The organism is Streptomyces sp. NPDC051582 (assembly GCF_040681715.1).
Lineage (GTDB): Bacteria > Actinomycetota > Actinomycetes > Streptomycetales > Streptomycetaceae > Streptomyces.
The window spans coordinates 17862-40043 of record NZ_JBFAZJ010000019.1 but is presented as its reverse complement, the minus strand read 5'-3'; the positions used below and the strand labels follow the sequence as shown (position 1 = coordinate 40043).

At 71.2% G+C, this 22182-nt stretch carries 21 protein-coding genes and 2 pseudogenes; 9 read left to right on the top strand and 14 right to left on the bottom strand.

Translation table 11 applies throughout. The features are described 5' to 3' along the window. Positions 1 to 251 precede the first annotated feature (251 nt). The 3 genes from AB0M92_RS23915 to AB0M92_RS23905 form a co-directional block, all read right to left on the bottom strand. Positions 252 to 935: an alpha/beta hydrolase gene (locus AB0M92_RS23915; RefSeq protein ID WP_366104309.1), complete on the bottom strand. Its 684-nt coding sequence runs from the start codon at positions 933 to 935 to the stop codon at positions 252 to 254. A gap of 180 nt (positions 936 to 1115) precedes the next feature. After that, positions 1116 to 4436: a CHAT domain-containing protein gene (locus tag AB0M92_RS23910; protein ID WP_366104308.1), complete on the bottom strand. Its 3321-nt coding sequence runs from the start codon at positions 4434 to 4436 to the stop codon at positions 1116 to 1118. 92 nt (positions 4437 to 4528) lie between these two features. Continuing rightward, complete coding sequence (locus AB0M92_RS23905) at positions 4529 to 4972, bottom strand: hypothetical protein (RefSeq protein ID WP_366104307.1); 444 nt, start codon at positions 4970 to 4972, stop codon at positions 4529 to 4531. Between the two features lie 772 nt (positions 4973 to 5744). Between AB0M92_RS23905 and AB0M92_RS23900 the strand changes: the two genes are divergently transcribed. Further along, entirely contained in the window at positions 5745 to 5888 is a 144-nt protein-coding gene (locus tag AB0M92_RS23900; RefSeq protein ID WP_366104306.1) for a hypothetical protein, read from the top strand. Positions 5889 to 6042: 154 nt separating this feature from the next. Here AB0M92_RS23900 and AB0M92_RS23895 read toward each other — a convergent pair whose 3' ends face one another. The 5 genes from AB0M92_RS23895 to AB0M92_RS23875 form a co-directional block, all read right to left on the bottom strand. Then, complete coding sequence (locus tag AB0M92_RS23895) at positions 6043 to 6165, bottom strand: hypothetical protein (protein ID WP_366104305.1); 123 nt, start codon at positions 6163 to 6165, stop codon at positions 6043 to 6045. 447 nt (positions 6166 to 6612) lie between these two features. After that, positions 6613 to 7047 carry a VOC family protein gene (locus AB0M92_RS23890; RefSeq protein ID WP_366104304.1) on the bottom strand — a complete coding sequence of 145 codons (435 nt, stop codon included), beginning with the start codon at positions 7045 to 7047 and terminating at the stop codon, positions 6613 to 6615. A gap of 1156 nt (positions 7048 to 8203) precedes the next feature. Beyond that, positions 8204 to 9493 (bottom strand): hypothetical protein, encoded by a 1290-nt coding sequence (locus tag AB0M92_RS23885; protein ID WP_366104303.1) that lies wholly within the window; start codon positions 9491 to 9493, stop codon positions 8204 to 8206. A 19-nt stretch (positions 9494 to 9512) separates the two neighbouring features. Next, a complete protein-coding gene (locus AB0M92_RS23880) occupies positions 9513 to 9797 on the bottom strand; it encodes a hypothetical protein (protein WP_366104302.1) in 285 nt (94 codons plus the stop codon). Beyond that, complete coding sequence (locus AB0M92_RS23875; protein WP_366104301.1) at positions 9788 to 10066, bottom strand: hypothetical protein; 279 nt, start codon at positions 10064 to 10066, stop codon at positions 9788 to 9790. The genes AB0M92_RS23880 and AB0M92_RS23875 overlap by 10 nt, the downstream gene beginning before the upstream one ends. 107 nt (positions 10067 to 10173) lie before the next feature. Between AB0M92_RS23875 and AB0M92_RS23870 the strand changes: the two are divergent. Then, positions 10174 to 10323, top strand: a pseudogene (locus tag AB0M92_RS23870) (ATP-binding protein); the annotation flags it as partial. 32 nt (positions 10324 to 10355) lie between these two features. Here the strand turns inward: AB0M92_RS23870 and AB0M92_RS23865 are convergent. Further along, positions 10356 to 10733, bottom strand: coding sequence for a hypothetical protein (locus AB0M92_RS23865; RefSeq protein WP_366104300.1), 378 nt, complete (start codon positions 10731 to 10733; stop codon positions 10356 to 10358). A gap of 366 nt (positions 10734 to 11099) precedes the next feature. Here AB0M92_RS23865 and AB0M92_RS23860 point away from each other — a divergent pair, with 366 nt between their 5' ends. From AB0M92_RS23860 to AB0M92_RS23845, 4 genes are all read left to right on the top strand, one after another. Further along, positions 11100 to 11747 (top strand): hypothetical protein, encoded by a 648-nt coding sequence (locus AB0M92_RS23860; protein ID WP_366104299.1) that lies wholly within the window; start codon positions 11100 to 11102, stop codon positions 11745 to 11747. Between the two features lie 312 nt (positions 11748 to 12059). Further along, positions 12060 to 12191 carry a DUF6233 domain-containing protein gene (locus AB0M92_RS23855; protein WP_366104298.1) on the top strand — a complete coding sequence of 44 codons (132 nt, stop codon included), beginning with the start codon at positions 12060 to 12062 and terminating at the stop codon, positions 12189 to 12191. A 510-nt stretch (positions 12192 to 12701) separates the two neighbouring features. Next, the gene (locus AB0M92_RS23850; protein ID WP_366104297.1) at positions 12702 to 13589 is read left to right on the top strand and encodes a hypothetical protein; all 888 of its coding nucleotides are present in this window, start codon (positions 12702 to 12704) and stop codon (positions 13587 to 13589) included. 470 nt (positions 13590 to 14059) lie between these two features. After that, positions 14060 to 14980 (top strand): NADP-dependent oxidoreductase, encoded by a 921-nt coding sequence (locus AB0M92_RS23845; protein WP_366104296.1) that lies wholly within the window; start codon positions 14060 to 14062, stop codon positions 14978 to 14980. 301 nt (positions 14981 to 15281) lie between these two features. Here the strand turns inward: AB0M92_RS23845 and AB0M92_RS23840 are convergent. Both AB0M92_RS23840 and AB0M92_RS23835 read right to left on the bottom strand, forming a co-directional pair. After that, positions 15282 to 15368, bottom strand: a pseudogene (locus AB0M92_RS23840) (IS5/IS1182 family transposase); the annotation flags it as partial. 18 nt (positions 15369 to 15386) lie between these two features. Beyond that, a complete protein-coding gene (locus AB0M92_RS23835; protein ID WP_366104295.1) occupies positions 15387 to 15713 on the bottom strand; it encodes a hypothetical protein in 327 nt (108 codons plus the stop codon). 451 nt (positions 15714 to 16164) lie between these two features. Between AB0M92_RS23835 and AB0M92_RS23830 the strand changes: the two genes are divergently transcribed. Then, positions 16165 to 17367 carry a serine hydrolase domain-containing protein gene (locus AB0M92_RS23830; protein ID WP_366104294.1) on the top strand — a complete coding sequence of 401 codons (1203 nt, stop codon included), beginning with the start codon at positions 16165 to 16167 and terminating at the stop codon, positions 17365 to 17367. A 376-nt stretch (positions 17368 to 17743) separates the two neighbouring features. Here the strand turns inward: AB0M92_RS23830 and AB0M92_RS23825 are convergent, their stop codons facing one another. Next, positions 17744 to 18694: an alpha/beta hydrolase gene (locus AB0M92_RS23825; RefSeq protein ID WP_366104293.1), complete on the bottom strand. Its 951-nt coding sequence runs from the start codon at positions 18692 to 18694 to the stop codon at positions 17744 to 17746. A gap of 126 nt (positions 18695 to 18820) precedes the next feature. On the opposite strand from AB0M92_RS23825, the gene AB0M92_RS23820 reads away from it, so the two are divergent. Continuing rightward, positions 18821 to 19444: a TetR/AcrR family transcriptional regulator gene (locus AB0M92_RS23820; RefSeq protein WP_366104292.1), complete on the top strand. Its 624-nt coding sequence runs from the start codon at positions 18821 to 18823 to the stop codon at positions 19442 to 19444. Positions 19445 to 20296: 852 nt separating this feature from the next. Continuing rightward, positions 20297 to 20656 (top strand): hypothetical protein, encoded by a 360-nt coding sequence (locus AB0M92_RS23815; protein WP_366104291.1) that lies wholly within the window; start codon positions 20297 to 20299, stop codon positions 20654 to 20656. Between the two features lie 13 nt (positions 20657 to 20669). Here the strand turns inward: AB0M92_RS23815 and AB0M92_RS23810 are convergent, their stop codons facing one another. Together AB0M92_RS23810 and AB0M92_RS23805 are read right to left on the bottom strand one after the other, a co-directional pair. Further along, positions 20670 to 20903: a hypothetical protein gene (locus AB0M92_RS23810; RefSeq protein WP_366104290.1), complete on the bottom strand. Its 234-nt coding sequence runs from the start codon at positions 20901 to 20903 to the stop codon at positions 20670 to 20672. Positions 20904 to 21326: 423 nt separating this feature from the next. After that, positions 21327 to 21758 carry a response regulator gene (locus tag AB0M92_RS23805; protein WP_366104289.1) on the bottom strand — a complete coding sequence of 144 codons (432 nt, stop codon included), beginning with the start codon at positions 21756 to 21758 and terminating at the stop codon, positions 21327 to 21329. Positions 21759 to 22182 lie beyond the last annotated feature (424 nt).

Below are 22182 nucleotides of genomic sequence, written 5' to 3'. Positions count from 1 at the left end.
TGTCCTGCGCGACGGAGCATCCGGCGACTGCGCGGTGGCCCGGAGGGCCGTGCAGCCGGAGGAGGCCGGGCAGCGGCGTTGGGCTCGCGCCGCGGAGTTGCCTGCGGCCCGGCACCCCGCCCTCCCGTGCCTCTTGGGGCCCGGCCCGGTCGCCGACGTTCATGCGGTTTCTGCCTCCGCCGACGACCCCGTTTGCGCACGGACAGGTCTCGCGGACTTCACCGTCTGCGATCGCCGATCGGCGGACCCGGTCACACGGAGCGGGCGGCCTGCCGGATGAGGTCCAGGACCGTCTCGGGCTGCGAGAGCATCGGGACGTGCGACGAGTCGACCTCGACGGCCGTGGCGCCCATGCGCTCGACCTCGAAGCGCTGGAGTTCGGGTACGACTGCGTGGTCCTGCTTGGTCACGCAGAACCAGCTGGGCTTCGTCCGCCAGGCCGGGTCGTCCGTGCTGGCGCCGAGCACTGCCTCCGCCGCCGAGCCCTGGGTCGCCCACACGAGCTGCTGCTCGGCTTCTGGGAGGTCGCCGCAGAAGTCGGCGATGCCGTCGCGGGCGATCCACAGCCGCCCGTCCTCGGCGTCAAGGTGCGAGAAGAGCGGTGGCGGGTCGAACTTGCCGATCAGGTCTTGCGGAGTCTCCCCCGCGTCCGGGGCCAAGGCGGCGATGTAGACGAGCCCGGCGACCCGCTCGTCGGTTCCCGCGGCCGTGATGACGAAGCCGCCCCACGAGTGGCCGACGAGGATCGCCGGTGCGCTGACGCGGCCCAGCGCCCTGCGCACGGCGTCGACGTCCCCATCCAGCGAGTCCAGCGCGTTCTGGGCGGACACCACCTCGTGCCCGTCATGCTGGAGGGCGGGGATCAACTTGCTGTAGCAGGACCCGTCGGCCCACAGGCCGTGGGCGAACACAATGCTCGGCTTGCTCGGGGACATGGCGTTTCCTCTCGGTGGGTCCCCCCCGGTGCTCCGGCTTCTCCCGACCTCCGAGTCCACACCACGCTACGGGGCACCGCAAACGAGCCATCCGGGCACTGGGGGCCGTCGCCGTCCGCCGTGCGGCAGGACGGGTGGTACCTCTACGTCGAGTGGTGGAGGGTCAGCGCGTGAGACCGCTCAAGCGCCCACGTGGAGGTGAGCGGCCCAGATCGACGGTCGGTGCGGGTGCGCGGCGCGCAGGCGCAGTGCGGCCTCGTGCACCCCGAACGGGACCTTGCGCAGATCCGGTCCCGGTCCCCGTGCGGCCCCGGACATCGGACCGTAGGTGCAGCCGGTGACCACGGGGGCCGCGGCGTCGCCCAGCGGCCAAAGGCTGCCGACGACCTGCGGGTATCCGGCGAGGAGGAAGGCCGAGGCCAGGTGGATGGACTCGTCGGCCAGGTCGTTGCCGCCGCGAGCGGTGTTGCAGGCCGCGAGGAAGGCCAGTCCCGCCCCGTCGATGCTCAGCGCCGCGATGTCCGTCACCCCCAGAGGCTGGGCCCTGTGCAGGAGCAGCGCCCCGGAGGAGGGCGCATCGGGGTCGCTCACCCCGTGGCAGGCGAAGTGCATCCAACCGTGGTCCCCCAGCGCCTCGACCACGTTGCCGGGGGTCGCGGCCGCCCCTCGCAACACGTCCACCCCGGTGAAGCCGCGGGTGAGGATCTCGACTTCCTCGTCCACTCCCGGGAGGGTGCCGATCCACGGGACACCCGTATCGGGGAGCGCGACGACAGCGCCCCTCAACGAGGTGTCGGCACGTGAGAGGCGGTGCTGTGCCTCCCGGAGTCCTCTCATGGTCGGGGTGTAGGACGAGACCACACGGTCGAGGACCGTACGGGCGCCGTGCCTGCCCCGCTCCTCGTGGTGGCCGGCCGCGTGCAGCGGAAGGAAGCTCAGCAAGCCAGTGGGTGACCACCATAGGCGCCGGGGTTCTGCGGGATCATCGGGCCAGAGCCCGGCCAAGGCGTCGAGCACGGGGCCGGCGACGCTGTCCCACAGCCGGCGCAGCACTCCGTCGACCAGCGCCTCCCCCCTCTCGGCTTCCTCGGTGGACGTGTCCCGCGTCGCGAGGGCGAGTGCCTCCTTGAAATCGGCGTAGAGGCGGTCGACGTCACCTCGGGTCGCCTGCGGTAGGTGGACGACCTCCTCAAGTCCCGAAGCGGTGTACACGAAGGCGTCCGAACGGTACGAGCTGATATTCACGGTCACCACCGGACCCCGGGAGGCTGCGGCGCCCAGATCCGCGTCCGAGAGCCGGGGGAAGTCTGCGAGTCCTTCCAGGGTGCGGATCTCCGCGGTGACTTCCTCCAGTTGGGTCGTGAGCGTGACGATCCGCCTCTCGCCGTCCGGCTCGGCGGGCTCGCCGAGGGCCCTGCGGACGGCTTCGAGCCGGTCCGCGAGGCGGGGCGACCTGCGGCGGACCTCGGCGATGTCCCCGCGGGTGTCGAGGACTTGGGCCGCGAGGACGGATCTGCCCTGCTCCAGGAGGCCGAAGGCGCGTTCGGGATCTCCGGTGTTCAACGCGCATGCGGCAGCATCGGAGCAGACGCCCGGAAGACCGGCCAGGAGCCTCTCCTGGTCCTTGCGTTCGAGGCGCCGGGGGACGGTGTGTGACAGGGTGCGGATGGCGTCACTGAACGCCCCGTCGGCGGCGGCCCAGTTGGCGGCATCGGCGTACTGGGTTCCCAGTACGGTCGCGACGCTGTACCGCAGGGCCGGAGGTGCGGAGGCGGTCGCGCGCACCTCTTCCAGCGTCCTTTCGCTCTCGCGCATGAGTGAGGGATCGCGTGCCTCCCGGGCTGCGTCCCACAAACGGCCACCGAGCTGGGTCAGGAAGCGGGAGCGGAGGCCGGCTCGTACGCGCCAAGCCGCGCGCAGGTGCTCCAGGGCCTCGTCGCGCGCCTCCTCCTCCCTTTGTGCGCCGGCCCGCGGTCGCTCCGCGTACTTCGCCCACAGGGCGAGGCCGACGGTGTATTCGTAGGCGGGACGGTCGGGGTCGTCCGGGTGGGACGCCGCGAGGGCCGCTCGGCTGAGCCCGAGGACCTCGTCGGCATCGCCTCCGATCCTGTCGAGCACCCTGGCGGCGAGCTGCAACTCCTGCGCGAGCCCGGGGCGGCCCTCCGGGCTGCTTGCCACGGTCTCGCGCATGCGCGCAAGGGCGTCCCGGAGCGTGGCTGATAGCGAGGGGTCCTCGCGTCCGTCCTCGGTGCGCGCGTACTGATCGAGTGCCGCCAGCAGTCCGCCCAGGCGTTGCGCGAAGTCCGGGTGGGTCGTCGGGATCAGTGCCATCGCGCGCTGGTGGGCTTCCACGGATCTGCGCGTGTCGCCGACATCGCGGAGGAAGGTCGCCCGGTGGAGCAGGGAGGCTCCGAGGTTGCTCAGGTACAGGGACAGGTCCGGTTGGTTCGGACGGGTCCGGGATACCGCCTCGCGGTGCAGGGCGATCGCCTCGTCCAGGACGGCCAGGTCCGGGTCCGCGGCGAACCGGTGGGTGAGCGCACTGCCGAGGTTCGAGTACACCATGCCCGGGTTCGGGGCATCTGGGCGCAGGGCTTCGATCACCTCGCGCCACTGGCCGATCGCCTCGGCCAGCAGGGCCTCGTCCCCGTCCTGTTTGTACGAGGCGAGCAGCGAACTGCCCAGATTGTTCTTCCTGACCCCCAGGTTGGGATCGTCGGCCGAGGTGGCCCTCACCGCTTCGCGCCCGTGGCCGATCGCCTCGACGGCGTCAGGCTTCGACCCGAAGAGCATGAACCGGGACCGGTAGGCGTTCCCCAGAGCGGACCGGTAGCGCCCGAGGAGCTGGTCACTGGCGGCGGCGTACGCCAGGCAGCGCTCTCCGGCGGCGATGGCGTCCTCCAGAGCCGCGGCGTCTCCACGGTGCAAGTAGAGCGCCCCGGCAGCCTGGCAGAAGGTGCCGAGCACCGCGGCACGTACGTCGTCGGGGTACGTGCCGGAGTCGGAGGATCGCCGGCCCAGCGCCTGGCGGAAGCGTTTCACGGACTCGGCCAGAGCGTCCATGTCGTTGGACAGCAGGTGCAGTTGCCACAGGGCTTCGGCGAGTTCGGCCACCTCCATCGCGTGGTCCGGGTCCGCGGGGTCGGATTCGTCGGTGAGCCGGGTGAGCAGCTCCACGCTCTTGCGGAGGAGCCCGACGTCCCGGCCTTCCGCCGCCCGCAGGAGCACCTGGTACACCATGCGTCGGCGCGTCGTGCGGGGGTCTTCCGCCGAGGCCTCGTCCCACGCGTGGCGGAGGGCGGGGGGCACCAAGGCCGGAGAGCTCCTGTAGACGGGAGCCAGGAGCGTCGCGGCTGCCTGGAAGGTCGCGCCCCCGCTCTTCAGCTCGGCCAGGCAGTACAGCGCCCAGCCGAGCACCCGCAGCTCATCGAGCACCTCTTCCGGCTGACCGCCCCGGGCGAAGTGGCCCCGCAGGGTGTCGTGGAGGTCCGACCGGGCCATGGCGGTCTGCGGGGATACCAGGAAAGCCGGTTCCCGGGTGTCCAGATAATCCTGTACCTGCCGGTCCAGAAAATCCTTCGCCCCGTGGTCCGTCACTCGCCGCCGGCCAGGGTGATGCCTTCCTCCGGCGGTACGTCGGTGTGCGAGATGCGCCACCCGGATCCGTCATGGGTCACGAGCAGCCAGCCGGCCCACGGCCAGCGCAACTTCAGGTTGCCGATTTCCTGCAGGTCCCGCAGCTCCATGGACTCGGGCAGGCGCACGATCACCCGGCTCTCCGGGTCGATGATCGTGATGACGCCCTCGCGGCGCGCGTCGTCCTCGATACGGGCGCGCTGTGCGCGTGAGAGCAGGCTTCGGATCTTCGCGTAGGTCTCCTCGCCCGCCTTGGTCACCACGGCCTGGAAGAAGGGGATGAGCGCCGATGCGGCGAGCAGTTCTCCGAGGAGCTCCGGAAGGCTGCGGCGGCCGCTCTGCTGCGCGGAGGCGGGCGCCTCCCACCACTGCCGCTGCGCCTGCTCTTCAACTTGGGTCATGAACAGCATTATTGATGGCTCATCATTCAAATCAAGCCGTTTCGGGGTGAAGGCGGCAGGACGCACGATCCGAGCCGTTTTCCGATCGTCGGGTTCCGATTCGGAACGGCGTGTGGGCGGCAAGGCACGCCTCGTCCGCTCGACAGCCTCGCTCCACGGCGGTGCCCGCATGCGGCCGCAGTGGCCGGGCTTTTGAGGGCAGCACGAGTGGGAGCCGCGTCGGTACGGGGACACGTCGGAGGTGCTCAACCTGCCTCACCCCGGCAGGTAGGGCGGACGTTGCTGGTGTGGCACTCCCTGCACCGGCTTTTCCGCTGCGGCTGGGCGAGCAGCACCCGCGTCCAGTGCTACCACCGACGTCTGTTTCGCGGAACGACACGGCGGGTGTGCCCTCGCTCGCCAGGATGCGGATGTCGCTGCCCTCCCGGGGTGCGGCGATCACCATCCAGAGCATCCCGTCGTCATCCTCCAGCGACGCGGTGACGTCCCACCCGGCGGCGCGGAGGGGGGAGGCCGCACGGGAGGCCGTCTCGGCAGCGGTGACGGACAAACCCTGAGCCACCTCTCAACGACCCGCCTGTCCCGCCTGGGCCACGCCCCGCGCCGGCACCACAACGCGCGGAACCAGGCCCGGGGCGGGCGGGGCGTCGAGGGGTGTGACGCAAGAGGCGGCGGGGCGTTGATCCACTCATGAATCAGATGCTCGACATGCTGCTCGACGGAGTCACTGAACCGCGCCTGAAGCCGATCCGCGGACGAGGCTCGGGCTCTGATGATCCTTGATCTGAACACCACTCGCCGACAGCCCCGGCAGGTCGCCCGCGGCGCCGGCCGGGACGGTCAGGTCCGCAAGGCTGCCGCCCTGGACCCGGGCCGGATCGGCAGTGCGTTCGGTGGACGGGTCCGTGAGGGCTGAACCATTTCCAGCGGCGCGAGGCGGCAGCCCCGCCGTCCACCGCCCACCTCGGCATGCCCGACTTCCGCACCAGCGCCGGCCGCCTCACCATGGACCCTGACAGCGGCTGACGACCGTCCCCGCAAGCACCCCGCATTTGCCTGCACCAGTGGACTCAAACGCGAGGCGGCAGGGCCTCGACGATCTCGGCGATGCCGGCGACAGGACGGGCTTCGTGCATGAAGATCACGTCACCGGGCTTCAGGTGCTGCCACTGCTCGGGCTGCAGGGGAGCCAACCGAACGTCGGCTGTCTCTCCAGGGCCGAGCTGCTGCTCGTACTCAACCCATACCGGTCCGTGACCTCGGCGCCTTCGTCGACCGCCTGGACAAGGGCAGGGTCGACGTCCTCGGATTCTCCGGAGGCGGAGTCGTACTCACCCGACCCTTGGCCGACCCTGGCGTCGCCGCGCGCCGCCACCGGGTGATCATCGCCGAACCCGGTCCCATGGACGGCCCCACCGCACACATCACCGGGCACAAGGGCCGAGCATCCGCACGGGGCCTCGCCCCGGCCCCGACCGGACCGCGATCGGCGCACGTCCCCCGGTACGCCGTGGCATTCGGCCTCATGCGACTCGGGCCCCTCTCTCCCGACACCCGACTGATCGGACAGGCCGAAGGCGACAACGCCTTCACCGCCGCAGACCTCGGCAGCGGCACCGCATCCGCCTACTGCCCACACATCAGGCAGAGGCTGCGCCGACGCAGAACTCGTTGCCTTCCGGGTCGGCCATCAAGACATGGTGTCCGTCGAACTTCTCCAGTATGGTCCCACCCGCCTGCACCAGGCGTTCGGACTCCGACGTGATCCGCGCCCATCGCTCGTCAGAACTGCCGTGGCCTGGCACTCGTACGTCAATGTGCAGCCGGTTCTTTGCCGTCTTGGGCTCGGGGACCTTGAGGATGCAAAGGCGCGGGCCGACGCCGTCGGGATCACAGAGCCACGCGCCGTCGTCCACGCAGTCGTCCTCCGGCAGTTCGAACTGCGCGAACCACTCCTCGCGCGTCTTGAAGGGGGCGGGCGGCGGCTCGTCGACATAGCCCAGAGCCGTCTTCCAGAACACGGCAAGAACCTGCGTATCCGTACCATCCAGCGTCAGGTCGATTTTGGCTGCCATGACGGGACCGTACTGCGCACCTCTGACAGTCGGGCATGGGCACGGCCGACGGAGCCGCTGTCAGCAACGTGCCGGACGAGCCCCGGCCCGATGGATCACGACCGGAGCCAGAGCCAGAGCCGGAGCCAGAGCCAGAGCCAGAGCCGGAGCCGGATCGCGGCGAGGGTGACGGTGCCGCGGAAGACGTGGGCTCGTGTCGTATCTCGTCGCCACGGCCGGGGAATCTTGAGCCCGTTGATCGTTTGCAGGGCCAGGTCCTGGCGGGAAGCGCCCTCCCCGCAGGAGGGACGGCACGAATGCCGCCCGCCCCTCGACCCATCCGACTCGCCGGGCCGCCCGCTACCCCCACCCAGAAGCCACGGCGGGCAGTTCGGCGGCCACACGCGCGCAGGCAGCCCAGCCACGGCCGGACAGCAGCACCCGGCAGTAGCCGGCCGGCACGACGGTAGGCCCCCGGCACCCATGGCGCCGGAGGGCCTGGCAGGGCAACTCCGTTCCTGACGCATGGCGATGAGCGGCCGGCTTCGCCAGGCGGCAGGGCGGCCGTTACCTTCTCGCCAGTGAATCGTTTCTCCTACTGTCGCGACGGAATACATACCGCTCCCCCGCGGTGCCGCGACACCGGCCCGGGCGCCACCCCTTCCCCCTGGCTCCCGGGCCCCACCCCTCCGAGCAGACCACCGGCGGCCGAGTGCGTGCCAACGGCTCGGCCCCCGGAACACGGGGGCAAGGTGCTGCAGTACGCGCCGCCCCTGCCCTGTCTTCGGACGCGGCGCCGGGCCCGGGATGTCCAGGGCTCACTGCCGTGGCCCATGTCTGTCCGAGCGGCAGGAGTCGAGGCGTCTACCTCAGGTGCGGTGCCGGTGGCCGCCCGCCGTCCAGGCGGCCGCCGACACCGGTCAGTGGTGGCGGCGACCCCAGGGCTCGGTGTCGAGCGTGCGACCGCGGTCCCGCAATTCGTACTGCCGTGCATGTCCATGTCGGCCAACGGGGGCAGTGCGGGAACCCGGACAGCACCTCCCCCGGCGCAGTGGTGTTCAGCGCCTGCCGCAGTGGATTGTCCAACCAGGCCTTGCCGTCCGGGCCCCAGTCCTCGACGCCGGGGACTGCCCGTCGCCGCACCCCGCCCGCTGCGTCGATCGCACAGCGGCCGTGGCTACCGCTCCGGGTCCGGGTCCGGGTCCGGCGGCAGCGCGCCGTCACCCGGCGGCGGCTCGGCCCAGGACAGGTGCCGGCCGCCGGTACGCCAGGCACCCGCCAACACCGCCACCCCGGCCGATACCTCCAGCACCGTGCCCGCGGTGCCGTATCCGGCCCAGTCCGCCCACCAGCCGGTAACGCCGAGGACCACCCCGGCCAGGGCACTGCAGCCCACCCGGCGGCGCCTGCGCGCCATCACCTTCTGCACCAGCGCTTCTCCCTCATAGGGGACACGTGGATCACTCCGGTCCGACACCGCTCGCGGCCGGAGCCGGCCCCGGGCAGACGCCGCGGCCTGCTGACGGTGCGCGGGCACGGCCGCCTCCGAAGGCGCCTGCTGGCCGGGGGCCGCGCCAGTCGGGGTGGTCGTGGAGCGGCAGCGGGCGGCAGAGACGCGGGGGCCGTCGGGAACCGGGACGCCGGGCGGGGTGGTCAAGGCCCGCACGGTCGCGCCGGCCATGCGGGACGCGAGGTCCCCGGGCGCGCCCTGCTCCCAGTCGCCGTTGTCCATCAGGGCGGCCTTCACCTGCGCCGGGGCCGGACCGGGAGCAGCAGGGGCGGGGGCGGTCCGTGCCGCGGGAACTCCGGCCGCCGCCGCGGGTCCGGCCGCCGGGGCCACCGGTGCGGCTGCGGCCTGCTGCGCGAGGAGGGTGGCGACGGCCCGGTCGACACCGACGCCCCGGCCGTGCGCGGCCGTCAGGAATCCGGCGACGTCGACGCCTCGCCGGTCGAGGAGGGCCATCTTGGCGACCATGTCCGGCCAGGCCGGGGACGCGAGGATCGCATCGCGCACCAGGCCCTCCGGCATCGTCGTCTTGAGCAGGTCGGCGCACCGGGCGGAGCCCGCCGCGCTGATGCGGGCCTGATTGGCCTCCACCGCCTGATGGACGGTCTTGGCCATCTGTCCGAGCTGGGGCAGGGACGTGGTCAGATCGACACCGGCCCTCTGCAGCCCGGCCATCTGCCCGGCCAGGCGCGGCCAGTCCTCCCCCGCCATCAGGTCGGACAGCACCCCGCCGTCGAGCAGCGGGCGCAGTGCGTCGGCGGCCCAGTCCGGGGCGAGTTCCTCCTCGCCCTCGGCGAGTTCCTCCTCCGCGCCCGTGCGCATCTTCTGAGCGGCGCGACGTACGGCGTCGGAGATGGCCATCATCAGCCGGAAGGCCGCCGCGGAGGTCTGGGCGGCCTCGGCCATCGACTCGGCGAACGGATCGATGGCGGGCACGGCAGTGGGGTCGGGAGTGGACACGATCTCTCCTCGCGGCGGGTCAGCGGGACTTGCCCGTCCCCGGCTTCGGCGGACCGGGTGCACGGGGCGGCATACCGGTAACGGCACCGGGCACCGTCGGGCCACGGCCCACCGGCGGTGACGTCCGCGCGGTGCGCGCCGGACCCATGCGCGAGTCCGGCGCCCCGGCCACGAGCGCTGCCTCACGCAGCAGCCGGGCAGCCTCCCAGGCGGCCTTCGCCTGCGCGCGGTACTCCTGTGCCTCGTGCCACAGGCGGGAAGCCTCCACCGCCTCCACGAGCGCCACCTGAAGCGTCAGGACCACCACCGCCCCGCCGCCCCGGGCGGTACGGCGGGGCCCGCTCCAACGCGCGCGCCGACGCCCGCCAGCCCGCCCGCGCCCGGCCCCTCCAGCGCCCGCTCGCCCGACGCGCGGCCGGCCTGCTCGAACGCGCCCGCTGCCGCCGCGATCCGTGTCCGCACCTGCGCCGGCTCCGCCACCGCCCAGTCCGCCGAACCGACGGCGGGAGTGAGGCGCTCCCGTACGCGCCGCAGGGACAAGTCGTAGGCCAGGGAGCTCCCGGAGAAGCACACCGGCCTTTTACCGGCATCGGCGCGGGCGCCGGGGAGTGCGACCGCGTACCCGACATGGGCACCCTCCTCGTCGCACCGCTCCCGGACGCGAAGGCCCGCGTCCCGCGGGACGGGTGTTCGGTGACGAGGTCCTGGCCACCGCCATCCTCGACCGGCTCCTCCACCACTGCGACGTGATCTCCATCAGGGAGGCCGGACCCGGCTACCGTCTCAAGAGCCGCGTCAAGGCGGTCGAGCGGGACACAGACGTAGCCTGACAGGGCACGTCCAGTTGGCCGCCGGGGCCTGATCAGCCGTCTTCGAGCCGCTGGAAGACCGCGGAAAACTCATCGGTCTCGATCAGTCCTGCAATCACCTGACTCATGCTGTTGACGCCGGGGTCTCGGACAATCAGGCCGTCCGAGACCCAGAAGAAGCGGCCGCCCAGAGCCTCGCCGCTTTCTGCCCAGACCGCCATCAGGCGTTCGACTTCTGCGACCGTGAAGACAGTCGCGGTCCACCGGGAGCCGTCCTGGAGGTCCACGAAGACATCGACGTTGCACACCGAGTCCAAGTCCTCGTCCACGCTGGGCAGGAACGATGCCTCGAATGCCTCCGTGCGCACCCGGTACCAGGGCTCGTCCCATCCTTGTTCCACTACCTCGGTGACCGACATGGTTTGTCTCATCGTGCGAGTGTCTCTGGGGCAGGTGTCGGACTCAACCTGAATCTCCCCAGCCGGACCTGCGAACGTAACCGGCGACGTTCATCGGTACGCAGCCGGTGAGCTCAGTCGTACGCCGACATCCCCTCCTGGCCGACGCCCATCCGGCGCCACCGCCAGACCCATTCACACCGCCCATCGGGAAACCCGTTCACCTGGAAACTGCACTGCCCCAGGTCAGAACCATGACCGGTGCGCAGCTCGCTGAACACCGGCAACCGGGCCGTCTGGCGCCGGCTCTCAGGGCGGAGGATCATCCGGTGGGTACGGGCCGCCGACCGGCGGCTGCCCGGCCAAGGGCCCGGTTCGAGCGGGCCGGGGGAGGCACGCGTGAGTGCTGCGGAACAGCTGAACTGGGCAGCCCTGTTGCAGTTCGACCAAGAGCGCCGGCTGGAGAGCTGCCGGCACGACGCGGAGGCCGCCGGCCGCCGGGGGGACGGGCCGGCCCGGGCCCAGTACCTCCAGGAGGTCACCCAGCTGGACATGCTGCCCAGGCTCTGGGACTTCGGGGTTGCGCTCACCGATGAGGAGTACCAGGACGCGGGGCGCGTGCGGTCGTGGATGGCCCACGAGCAGGCGACGGCCCGTCACGAGGCACTGTCCCGGTACCCGTCGCCGCCAGGCTGGAGCCCGGACCCTCACATCCGGTACTTCTGGTCCCCGGACGGCCACCTCATGTACGTGACGACGGCCCGTGACGACGGCCGGTTCGTCGTCAACCACAGCTTCCTGACACCCGGATGGGCCGACCGGCTGCGCCGGGACATGCCGCAGCTGGCACACCTGGTGACCTTGTACGAAAGGAACCAGAAGGCGGGCCGGGGCCACGAGGGAGCCCCGGCCGGCACACCCCTCGTGGGCGTCGGCATGCCGGAGCCGCTGGGGCTGTGGCGGGCCCGCGTGGAGGACGCGCTGCGGCGCAGGGCCGCCGAGCAGACCGCGGCCGGCACCAACACACACCGCGGGACCCCGCGCTGATCACCAAGTGGATCAGCTACCAGGTCTTCAACACCGAACGCCAGGACTGGAGGGGGAACGGGCCGCCGAGCTGGAGGAGCTCGGCATCGTCTGGGATACCGCCGACGCCGCCTTCGAGACCAGCCTCGACGCCGCATGCACCTACCACCGGCTCCACGGCAGCCGGGCGGCCCCGCGGGGCGCGGGGATTCTCGACGTTCAGATCGGGCAGTGGCTCACGAACATCCGTCGGCCCGGCGGGCTCGGGATGGGCCTGGTGCGCGCCGGGCGGCGGGCCGCCGCCCTGGCCGCGATCGACAAGGACTGGAACCCGTGCCGGAGGCTGTTGGAACAGCAGCAAGCGGTGCGCCCGCGACCGCGGAGCAGGTGCGCCGGCTCCTGGTCGAGGGCGTGTCCGCCTGCCCGCACTGCCGCCCGGATGCCGCGCTCGGAGCGCTGGAGTGAGCGGCGACCCCGGCGGTACCGGTCTCCACGTCCCCCCACCCGCCGTTCCGCAGGCGCGTACGGCGACGACACCCGATCAGCCTCGGAGCCCCCGACGTCCGGCTCGCTCTGCCGTTGCCACCGATACCCCGGCCAGCACCTCGGCCACCCTCACGCGCGTCACCCGTAACCGTCCAGCACCCACCGAAGCTGTCCTAACTGACCTACCGCGAGGGGTGGTTCATCCTCCAGCTCCTTCACATCGGCACGACAACCATGGGCGGGCGGTCTCTGTGCTCTCGACCCGCCAGATCCATTTCCCCGGGTCCTGCCGTCCGCCCGCCCCGCGCATGTCTGCCCTCCGTCCTGCCCCCAAGGGCCTCGCGTGCGCGCGGTTCACCGGTTGGGATGGGTGGCAGTGACACACGAGCGGCCGAAGGAGCAGGAGCAGGCGTGCCCAGACACGAACGCGTTTCCGACACCCCGCCCCACACGCATCGCCCCACGCTGCGGGATGGCTCTCCCCTGCGCATGCCCGACGCCGCCTCCGCCGCCGCCATGCTCAACTCGCCCGAGGCCAGCGCCCATTCGCTTCAGCCCCACATGCACGCCCTCCAGCCTGCGGCGGGAAACGGCGCCCTGGCCAAGGCCCTCGCCGGCCGCCGCAACGCCTCCGTGCGTACCTCCGCGGCACGCGGCGCGCGCACTGGTACGCCCGTCCAGCGGGCGGACACCGGCACCACGGACGCTGGTCCGTCCGACGACATCACCTACCGGCTCCAGCTCCAGGTCAAGAAGGAGCGCCGGATGCGCGAACCCGAGTTCTGGGACGGTGACAACGTCGGCCACGCCTGGGTTGTCCTCTACACCGAGTCCGGCGGCTCCACCTCGTACAAGTCCTACGGCTTCTTCCCGGCCGCGCCTCTCAACGGGCGCCGCGAGATCATGGCGACGGTGCCCGGCGTCGTGAAGCGGAACTGGGACCTGCCCGAAGGTGCCTCCTCCGTGTTCGAAACGGCTCTGACGCAGGAGCAGGTTCTCAAGTTCAAGGAGTACGTCGACCAGCACGACGCCGACGACTACAACCTCGCCCGCTACAACTGTGCCTCCTTCGCCCGCGGCGCGTTCAAGGCCGCCACCGGCAAGAGCGCCCCGGGCCTCGGCCTCCCGCTCTTGGAGAACCCCAATCTCCTCCAGGACGCCATCAAGCGGTCCAACGAGAAGCAGGGCAAGCCACGGGCGGGCGAGCCGATCACGGACGCGTACGCGGGCGACGCCAGCCCCACCAGGGCGGAACGCCTTCAGCAGCAGGCCGACCACCCATCCAACGCGGGCAGCGACTCCGACGATTCCGCCCCGCGCGGCAGGGCCGCCGTGCCCGCGCTACGGCCCGCCTCAGAGCGCTTCCCCCTCGATTGAGCCTGGCGGCCGTCACACCGATCAGCACTTGCGTACACCGGGCATACCGCGGGCGGTCGACGCCGATTACGTCCTGGCGACCGCCGCCGACCCCGCCCACATCATCCGGACTGCCTTGGCCAACGGATTCGCCACCGAAGGCGACGCGAGGGTCCGCGCCGCCCTGATCCTGGCCACCGCCGAGATCACCCGTGCCCACCCGCACCCGCACCCGCCGACTGTCACATGGCTGCGCGAGCGGTGGCGCGACCGGACGGAGGCTCCCGAAGCCCGCCTGTCGGCGGCGGTCGGCCGGCTCTGCCTCACCGACCAACCCGCACCCGAGGAACTCCGCCTGGCGGCTCCGAATGGATGGCCCACTCGAACCGGCGAGGAATGGCCACATGTTTGGGCCGCCTGGATCCTAGGGTCGAAGGTGACCATCGTGGCGCACCCCAGCGCCCACCTCCCGGCCCTCGGAGAAGCCCCTCATGCAAGCCATCACTGTCCAGGACCGCGAGGCCGGTGCCAGCGGGCTCGTCCTCGCCGAGCTGCCCCATCCGCACGCCGCGGAGAACGACGTCATCGTGAAGGTCCACGCGGCCGGCTTCACACCGGGCGAGCTGGACTGGCCCGGCACCTGGACCGACCGGGCCGGACGCGACCGGACCCCGAGCGTGCCCGGCCACGAACTGTCCGGCGTCGTCACCGAACTCGGCTACGGCACCACCGGCCTGACCATCGGTCAGCGCGTGTACGGCCTGACCGACTGGGCCCGCAACGGCACCCTGGCCCAGTACACCGCAGTCGAGGCCCGCAACCTCGCCCCCCTCCCCGCCGATGTCGACCACGTCACGGCCGCCGCGCTGCCGATCTCCGGACTCACCGCCTGGCAGGCCCTGTTCGACCACGCCCACCTCCACACCGGGCAGAGCGTCGTCATCCACGGTGCCGCAGGCGGCGTCGGCTCGATCGCCGTGCAGCTGGCCCGCGCGGCTGGCGCGCGGGTGATCGGCACCGGACGAGCCGACGACCGCGCCACTGCGCTGGGGCTGGGCGCCCACTCCTTCGTCGACCTCCAGGCCGAGAAGCTGGAGGACATCGGCGACGTCGACGTGGTGTTCGACGTGATCGGCGGCGAAGTCCTCGAACGCTCCACCGCTCTGGTCCGCCCCGGCGGCACCCTGGTCACCATCGCCGAGCCCGTCACCGTCCATCCGCGCGACGCACGCGCTGTCTTCTTCGTCGTCGAACCCGACCGCGTCCGCCTGAGCGACCTTGCCCAACGGGTACGCGACGGACGTCTCAAGCCGATCATTGGCGACGTGCGGCCGCTCGAAGAGGCGGTCGCCGCCTTCACACCGCACAAGCGGACTCCCGGCAAGACGGTCATCCTCGTCGCCGAGGACTGAGCTGGCCGGGCCGCAGAGCCGCGTCAGCTCGGCGGCCGCCCGGCACCGGGACGGGACGGGACGGTGGCACCGGACGGTGTGCACCAGGTCTGCCCGTGCGATCCAGAAACCGTTCGCCGAGCGGACCATACGCAGCGCCTGGCTCATCGCGGCCAGCCGTATGGCAGGCGGGAGGTCGCGGTATGTCCGCAGGTATGGGTGCTGCGCGGTAAGCGCTCTCAAGGGTGCTTCAAAAGGCCCGTCTCGGGCAGGCCGGAGTGGCGCTTGACCTGCGGTTTCACTGCGCCAGGGCGAGGTTGTGCAGCGGGGCGAGCTGGCGCATCGCAAGGTTCGTGCGGTGGTACGGGGCCACCAGCGGTACTCGGTCCGTCAGCGGCAGGCACCATGGCACCCTTTCACTTGCCGTTCAACCTCCGATGCCCGACGGGACAGGTTCGATCCCGGTGGCGAGGGTTACTTGGGCGGTCCATGACCAAGGCTCCAGGGGCGGATCCCAGGTCACCTCTACATCGGTGTCGTGGACGTCGCGTGCGAGTTCCACCACCATGGCTGCCGCAGCGACCCGCGCGTCTTGCGGGGCGGTGTTGATCGGAATGTCCAGGCGCCCGCAGAGCATTCCGCCTTCCACGGGTTGGATCATGAAGCGCCAGCCCTCCGGCGTCGCCAGGAGGACGATCCCCTTCGGAATCCCCCAGACGTGCCGCTTCTTCTTCTCCTTCTTGCGTCTCACCATGCCGCTATCCAACATCGCGGGGATCCTGGCGATGAACGGGGGTAGCGGGGCCGCTGCCGCGGCGCGGTTTGGTGCCTGTCTTGTGGCCGCGGATCGTCACCCTCGGTCACCGTGGGGGTGGGTGTCTGCCAGGGCGTGTCATGGCGCCGCCTCTATCAACGCAGGTCGGAGGAAGTTCTGGGCGGTGACCCGATGAAGGATCCTGTGCGCCGTACACGGGCCGGCAGGGCGTTGAGGCCCGAATACCAGAGTGCGCCACCCGGTTGGCCACGCCGCTGGATGTCGGACTGCCGTTGGGCCGGCCGGGCATTGCGCCACTCCGATGGGCGTGGCCGGGATGCCGGCATCCGCTCCACGCGGGACGCTGGCTGAAGGCCGGAGTTCTCGCTCGTCGGTGCCGGCGACGTCGACACACGGGAGTCGGGTACCCATGGGCTGGTGCAGAGGACGTTTGCTTGGTGCCCTGGTCCTGGTCGGTGCCCTGGCGGTGTCGGCATGCGAGTCGCACGGCGGCATCGCGGTGTCGAGCGGCAGCGACAGTGCCGCTCTCGACCCCCCGACCACGGCCAAGGTCAAACAGATCGTCCGCCGGTTCCAGGATACGAACCGCACCCCTGGGGTCCTGGTCGGCATCTGGAGCCCCAAGGGGACCCTCGTCAGTGCCACCGGCGTCGCCGACCTCACGACCGGGGCGCCCCTCCGCGCCGACATGCAGTTCAAGATCGCGAGCCAGACCAAGACGTTCACGGCCAATCTCGTCCTGCAGCTGGTGGGAGAGGGAAAGGTCGCCCTCGACGACCACGTCTCCAAGTGGGTGGCGGGCGTACCCAACGGGGACCGGATCACGATCCGGCAGCTCCTCAACCACACCAGCGGCCTCGCGGACGGTTTCACCTCGCCCACGGTCCAGGGGAAGATCCCCACCGGCTGCACCGTCGCGGAGCTCTTGGCCGCGGAGGCGAAGTTCCCGCCCGTCGCGCCTCCCGGCGCCAAGTGGTCGTACAGCAACTACGGCTACAACCTGCTCGGCCGAGTGGTGGAGCTGGCCGGTGGCCAGGACCTGAGTACCGCGGTCCAGCAGCGCATCGCCCGACCGCTCGGACTGCATCGCACCCTGCTCCCGACGTCGGGCAACGGTCTCAGCAAACCCTTCACCCATGGGTACGGGCTGGGCGATCTGAGCCCGACCCAGGCACCCACCGCTGCCGATGACGCGACTGCCATTCCGGCTTCCTGCCTCTGGGCGCACGGGGCGATGGTCTCGACGCTTGCGGACATGCGGCGCTGGTCCCGCGCCCTGGCGACCGGTGAGCTGCTGAAGCCGGAGGTCTGGGCCGAGGCGACCAAGAACCTCATCCCCTTCGTCTTCGCGGGGAACTACAACGGACCCGGCAAGTGGCGGTACGGACTGGGATTCGTCGAATCCGGCGGGTTCATCGGCGGAGAAGGCAGTTTCGCCGGCTACGAATCCACCACCATGTACTCGCCCACGCTCGACACGGCGATCGAGGTGGTGTCCACCAAGAACCCCAACGCCATCACGCCACCTCCGATGTTCCAGGCCCTCGCCATGGCGGTCTACGGCACTCATCTCGGCTTCGGCCTCACACCGGAACAGGCGCTCACACCCGCGTTCACAGGAGCGGCGGGATAGCCCGACACCCCAGCCAAGGGAGCAACCCCGGCTGAGGGCGACCGTCACCAGCACAGACGGCGCAGCGAGGGCCCGGGCGCCGCGGGCCCGTGGGGCGGCGCGGCGCTGCAACGCCTCGAACGACAGCCGGCCCGCCTCGGTGTCCCGGACGACGAGTTCGCCGTCGAGGACCAGGCCGTGCGGCAGCTGCGCCTCGGCGGCCGCCACCAGGTCCGGCCACCAGGTCCGGCCACCGGTCCTGGGCCAGCGCCCCGCGGCGGGTCTGCACCAGCACCGCGCCGCCGGGGCCGGCCGCGGTGAACAGCAGCGCACGGTGACCGTCCAGCTTCTGTTGTGCGTTGTTGGACGGTCCGCGTGGGCTCGGCGGCCTGCCCGTCTATGCGTGCGTGGCGCCCCGATTGCGCGTCGGGTCGAGGGAGTCGACGTCCTCCATGAAAGAGAGCATCCGGGCGTTGACCACGTCCGGGTGGTCGATCTGCGGGCCGTGACCGGTGGCGGTGATGATCTCGGCGCGAGCCCCGGGTATCAGGCGCGGTACGCGCTCCAGCTGCCGCTTCGGGTGTACGAGGAGGCTGTGCTTGCCCATGATCAAGTACAGCGGGGTCCGGATGGACCGCAGCGCGTCCTCGGCGAGGGGCAGCGGTGCGGGGCGGCGGATTCGGTATGCGCGGGCGCCGAGTTGGATCCACTTGCGCATCTCGGGAACGGCGATCACCGGCTGATCCAGCCACTTGGCGAGCCGGGGGCGCAAGGCCTTGGGGGCGAAGGTGGCGAACAGGCTCACGAAGACCCAGGCGAAGAAGCGCAGGCCGACCTTCTCCAGGCCTCCGGGGTCGAGGGCGGTGACCGAGGCGAGCCGTCCGGGGCGCCGGTGGGCCTGGTTGAGGACGAGCCAGCCGCCGTAGGAGGAGCCGACGAGGTGGACCTCGTCGAGGCCGAGCGCGTCGAGGGCTTCGTCCATCCACTGGGCGGCACGCTCGGGCTGCCACATGGGCTCGCGGTGGATGCTGCGGTTGGCGTCGCCCGGGGTGTCGAGGGCGTAGACCGGGCGGTCGAGGCTGAGCCCGGGGGTGTTGGGGTACCACATGGCGGAGCTGTAGCCGGCGCCGTGGATCAGGACGATCGGCGTCCGGGACTCGGCCGCGGGGTCCGCCGGCCCGTACCGGTAGACATGAGTGGTGCCGAAACTCGTCTCCACGTCCGCCTCGGAGCGGATGGGCGCTCCCATCGCGTAGAGCACGTCCGCGGCGGCGAAGTAGCGGTCGCGGAGCTGGTCGTTGACGTAGCGGCCAACATCGCGGCGCGCACGGGTCGTGAGTTCGGGCACGGGGCACCTCCAGGAAGATCCATTCTTCGTGATACGAACGTACCACATTGTTTGGTACGGCGGTATTATGAAGCGATCCGGGCAGGCCGGACGCGAACTCACCACCGACAGCCGGAGACGCCGCACATGCCCAAGCACGTGGACCACGAGGAACGGCGCGTCCAGATCGCCGACGCCCTGATCCAGGCCGCCGGACGGCGCGGACTGCACGCCGTCGGTATGCGCGACGTCGCGGCCGAGGCAGGCGTGTCACTACGGCTCGTCCAGTACTACTTCGAGACCAAGGAGAAACTGCTCTTCTATGGCCTCAAGCACCTCACCGACCGCTTCACCGCGCGTGTGGGCGCACGTCTGACCGCCACCGGACCGGACCCGGGTCCGCGCGCCACGATCGAGGCGCTACTGCTGGCCTCGCTGCCGACCGACGAAGAGAGCCGCACGTTCCACCTGCTGTACAGCTCCTACGCCATCCTGTCCGTGACTGACGAGGCGCTGGCCGCCCAGCCCTTCATCGACAACCCCGACGCCGCCGAGAACGCCCTGACCGCACTGCTCCAGCAGGCCCAGGAGACCGCCTTGGCCGATCCAGCCGTTGACGCGCGAACAGAGGCGATCAGTCTGCTCGCCATGACCGCGACCATGGGAACCAGCATCCTCGTCGGCCAGCGGACACCGCATTCCGCCATCGCGGTACTCGACCACCACCTCAACCGGATCTTCACCAACAGCCCCACCAGGTCACCCGCATGACCTCGGCAGTCACACCCAAGCACCCAGCGGACAGCCCTGAAACCCCGTCCATGACTTCTGCTCGTACGCCACCCCCGCCCGCAAAGCGGCCGGGCCGGCACGGCTTCCGCGGCCTGCGCCCACATTGGCCCCACCGGCGGTCTGAGCGTCACAGGGTCTCCCTCACGGCATGCCTACCCCTCCTCCAGGATCCGCCGAACCAGCCGGAGGCGGCTCCGCAGTACGGCCGTCGCGCCATCCGTCCCAGGCGCAGCGCGGCCGTCATAAGCACCCGACGGGCCTCCGGTCAGCGCGCGGCTCTGTGCCGATCGGTGCGGCGGGCGAACGCACGGTCGGTGCGGAGACGGTGGTAGACCATCTCCGGCCGGTCGCCCGCGGCAAGCGCGGCCTGCCGCAAGGCCACGCCCGGTCGGAGGTGGGCGAAGAACGCATCCCACTCGTCGGCGCTGGGCGTCGTGTCCGGGGTGCGGGGGCGGGGGCGGGTGTGGTGGGCGGTGTCATGGCTGCGGCGAACGCGGGATCGCGATTGCGGCGCTGGTAGATGACCGCGGTGGTGATCCCGGCCTCGGCCGCGGCCGCCGTGACCGACAGGCCGGCTTCCAGGTGGCCGAGGAGGACGCGGCGTCGCTCGGGGGTGAAGCGGGGTGCGCGCGCCGGGGCCGGGTGGCCGGAGGCGGGGTTCCCGGCCGCGTCGCAGGCCCGCGCGAACGCCGGGTCCTCGCGCCGCCAGCCACTGGCCCTGCCCGTCCCGTCGAAAAGGATCTGCGCGGCAAGACTGGGCGTGCAGCCCAGAGCGAGGAGCCGTAGGTACTCAGCGCGCTTGATGATCCCGGTGGCGCCGAGTTCCTCGGGATGGGTTCCCGCCAGGAGCAGGGCGAGCGTGTGTCCGTGCGGGCCGCGGTGAACACCTGCCGCACCCCCAGGCCCGCAGCCTGGGCGGCCCGCAGACGGCGCAGCGCCTGCGACGGCCACTCGACCACTGCCCCGGAACTTCACCGCACCCACGCACTGGTCCGCCAGTTCGCAGCCATGCACGACAACCGCGACGCCACACCGCTGCCGGCCTGGCTCGATCACCTCACCAACAGCGGACTTCCGCCCCTCGCCGGCATCGCCACCGCCCTACGCGAAGACCGCCACGCGGTTGCCCAGGGGACCACCAGCCACTGGCAGTACGGGACAAACATGCGATCCGAAGTCCACCGTGTGTAGTTCATTCACCCGATCATGCGCTGCCCCGCTGACACCCTCGCAGCCGCGTCAGGTCCTCAGCCGGAAGTCGGGGGTGGGTCGCGATGGTGCGGCGCACCATGTGGTCGGGGTCGGCTGATGGGCGGCCACCGGCCAGGATCATGATGCGGGTCCCGCCGTGGCGGTAGCGGAGATCGGTGATGGCGACCAGGCGGCCGCCGTTGACGACCCGGTCCCCGGCGCGGAGTTCGGTGGGCAGCACGTCCACCGGCACCCTTCCCGCACGGATCCATACCCCTTCCCGGTCCGCTTCCGTAGCGGGGGGCGGTCGGCCGCGGTGCGGTGGGGGCGGGCGATCCACTGGAAACCGGCCGCATCCTTAAGGCGCAGCACGAGCGGTGAGGGGTAACGGGCGACGACCGTGCCGTGGGTCTGGCGGTCGCGGTCGAGCAGCTGCTGGCCGACCGCGTACCGGCTGGAGGGCGCCGGTGGCCGGCCCGCGCACAGCGCTTCATCAGGCAGCAGGTCCGTGCGCAGCCGCTGCTATCACACCAGGTGGCGAAACATTCCACCGTGGTCGACAGCCCGGTCGGCGCTCACTTCGGCCACCGACAGCACCTGGCCGACCATGCGGCCCGCCCATGCACAAGCCATGTCGCCCATCACCTGACCGAGCCGCGATGCGGTCCGGTCAGGGCAAAGGCTCATGCCAGTACGCGTGCCACCCGGACAGGACGTCGTCGCGCGAGACCGGCTTGTTGACGATCTCCTCGGCTCCGGCCGTCATCGCCTTCGCCGCCGTCTCGCGGTCATCAACCGGAAGAAGCACGATGCGCCGGGCGTTGTCTTCGTGCTCCTCGATCTTCGTCAAGGCGGCCAGAGCCTCCTCCTTTGTGACGTCCAGAAGGACCAGGTTCACCGGCGGGTTCGCGCCCCTGGAAGCGGTCCCCACTGCCTCGGCGCTCTCAACGATCGTCACCTCGCGTCCCTCCTCGCTGAGGAAGTGGGACAGCTGCTTGCTCACGAATGCGGAATCGGCAGTGACCAGGATGCGGTGCGGGGTGCCGTCCGCCTTCGGCTTGACGACGCCGCTCGACAGGCGGATACCAGTCCTCGCTCTCATGCTGAACTCCTCTTAGCAGCCCGATACACGCAGGCATTGACCACAAACGTGTGGTGACGATCACGCCCTGTTTCAACCCGCCAGGCGTCGCCCCTGGTGAGCACCCCGACACCCCACTCCCGCACCGACCGCGTCCCCATGTGCCCCGCACCACGACACGGCGATCAGGCCCCCGACCCGGTCCGCGCACGCCCAGACGCCCCGCCGTCCACGCCGGGAGGAGCCCCCGCCGTCACCGCGTACACCCCCGCGCCCCTGGCCTGTGCGATCCGCATCGGGGACGGCGGCCTCCGCCGACGGCGGTGTCGCCGGGAGTGACGCCAGCTGTGCGGGGCCGGAATGACCTGCTGGCCGTCGCCGAGACGGCAAACGCGCTCCCCTGCATCCACCGCCGACACGACCCGTCTCACCAGGCCAAGAAGAA

Excerpts from the sequence above, each read along its gene's own strand:
- AB0M92_RS23890 (WP_366104304.1), bottom strand. The coding sequence starts at position 7,047 with ATGGCAGCCAAAATCGACCTGACGCTGGATGGTACGGATACGCAGGTT.
- AB0M92_RS23805 (WP_366104289.1), bottom strand. The coding sequence starts at position 21,758 with ATGAGAGCGAGGACTGGTATCCGCCTGTCGAGCGGCGTCGTCAAGCCG.
- AB0M92_RS23905 (WP_366104307.1), bottom strand. The coding sequence starts at position 4,972 with ATGACCCAAGTTGAAGAGCAGGCGCAGCGGCAGTGGTGGGAGGCGCCC.
- AB0M92_RS23910 (WP_366104308.1), bottom strand. The coding sequence starts at position 4,436 with ATGGCCCGGTCGGACCTCCACGACACCCTGCGGGGCCACTTCGCCCGG.
- AB0M92_RS23820 (WP_366104292.1), top strand. The coding sequence starts at position 18,821 with ATGCCCAAGCACGTGGACCACGAGGAACGGCGCGTCCAGATCGCCGAC.
- AB0M92_RS23850 (WP_366104297.1), top strand. The coding sequence starts at position 12,702 with ATGCCCGACGCCGCCTCCGCCGCCGCCATGCTCAACTCGCCCGAGGCC.
- AB0M92_RS23835 (WP_366104295.1), bottom strand. The coding sequence starts at position 15,713 with ATGGTGAGACGCAAGAAGGAGAAGAAGAAGCGGCACGTCTGGGGGATT.
- AB0M92_RS23815 (WP_366104291.1), top strand. The coding sequence starts at position 20,297 with ATGGGTTCCCGCCAGGAGCAGGGCGAGCGTGTGTCCGTGCGGGCCGCG.
- AB0M92_RS23915 (WP_366104309.1), bottom strand. The coding sequence starts at position 935 with ATGTCCCCGAGCAAGCCGAGCATTGTGTTCGCCCACGGCCTGTGGGCC.
- AB0M92_RS23845 (WP_366104296.1), top strand. The coding sequence starts at position 14,060 with ATGCAAGCCATCACTGTCCAGGACCGCGAGGCCGGTGCCAGCGGGCTC.
- AB0M92_RS23900 (WP_366104306.1), top strand. The coding sequence starts at position 5,745 with ATGATCCTTGATCTGAACACCACTCGCCGACAGCCCCGGCAGGTCGCC.
- AB0M92_RS23865 (WP_366104300.1), bottom strand. The coding sequence starts at position 10,733 with ATGAGACAAACCATGTCGGTCACCGAGGTAGTGGAACAAGGATGGGAC.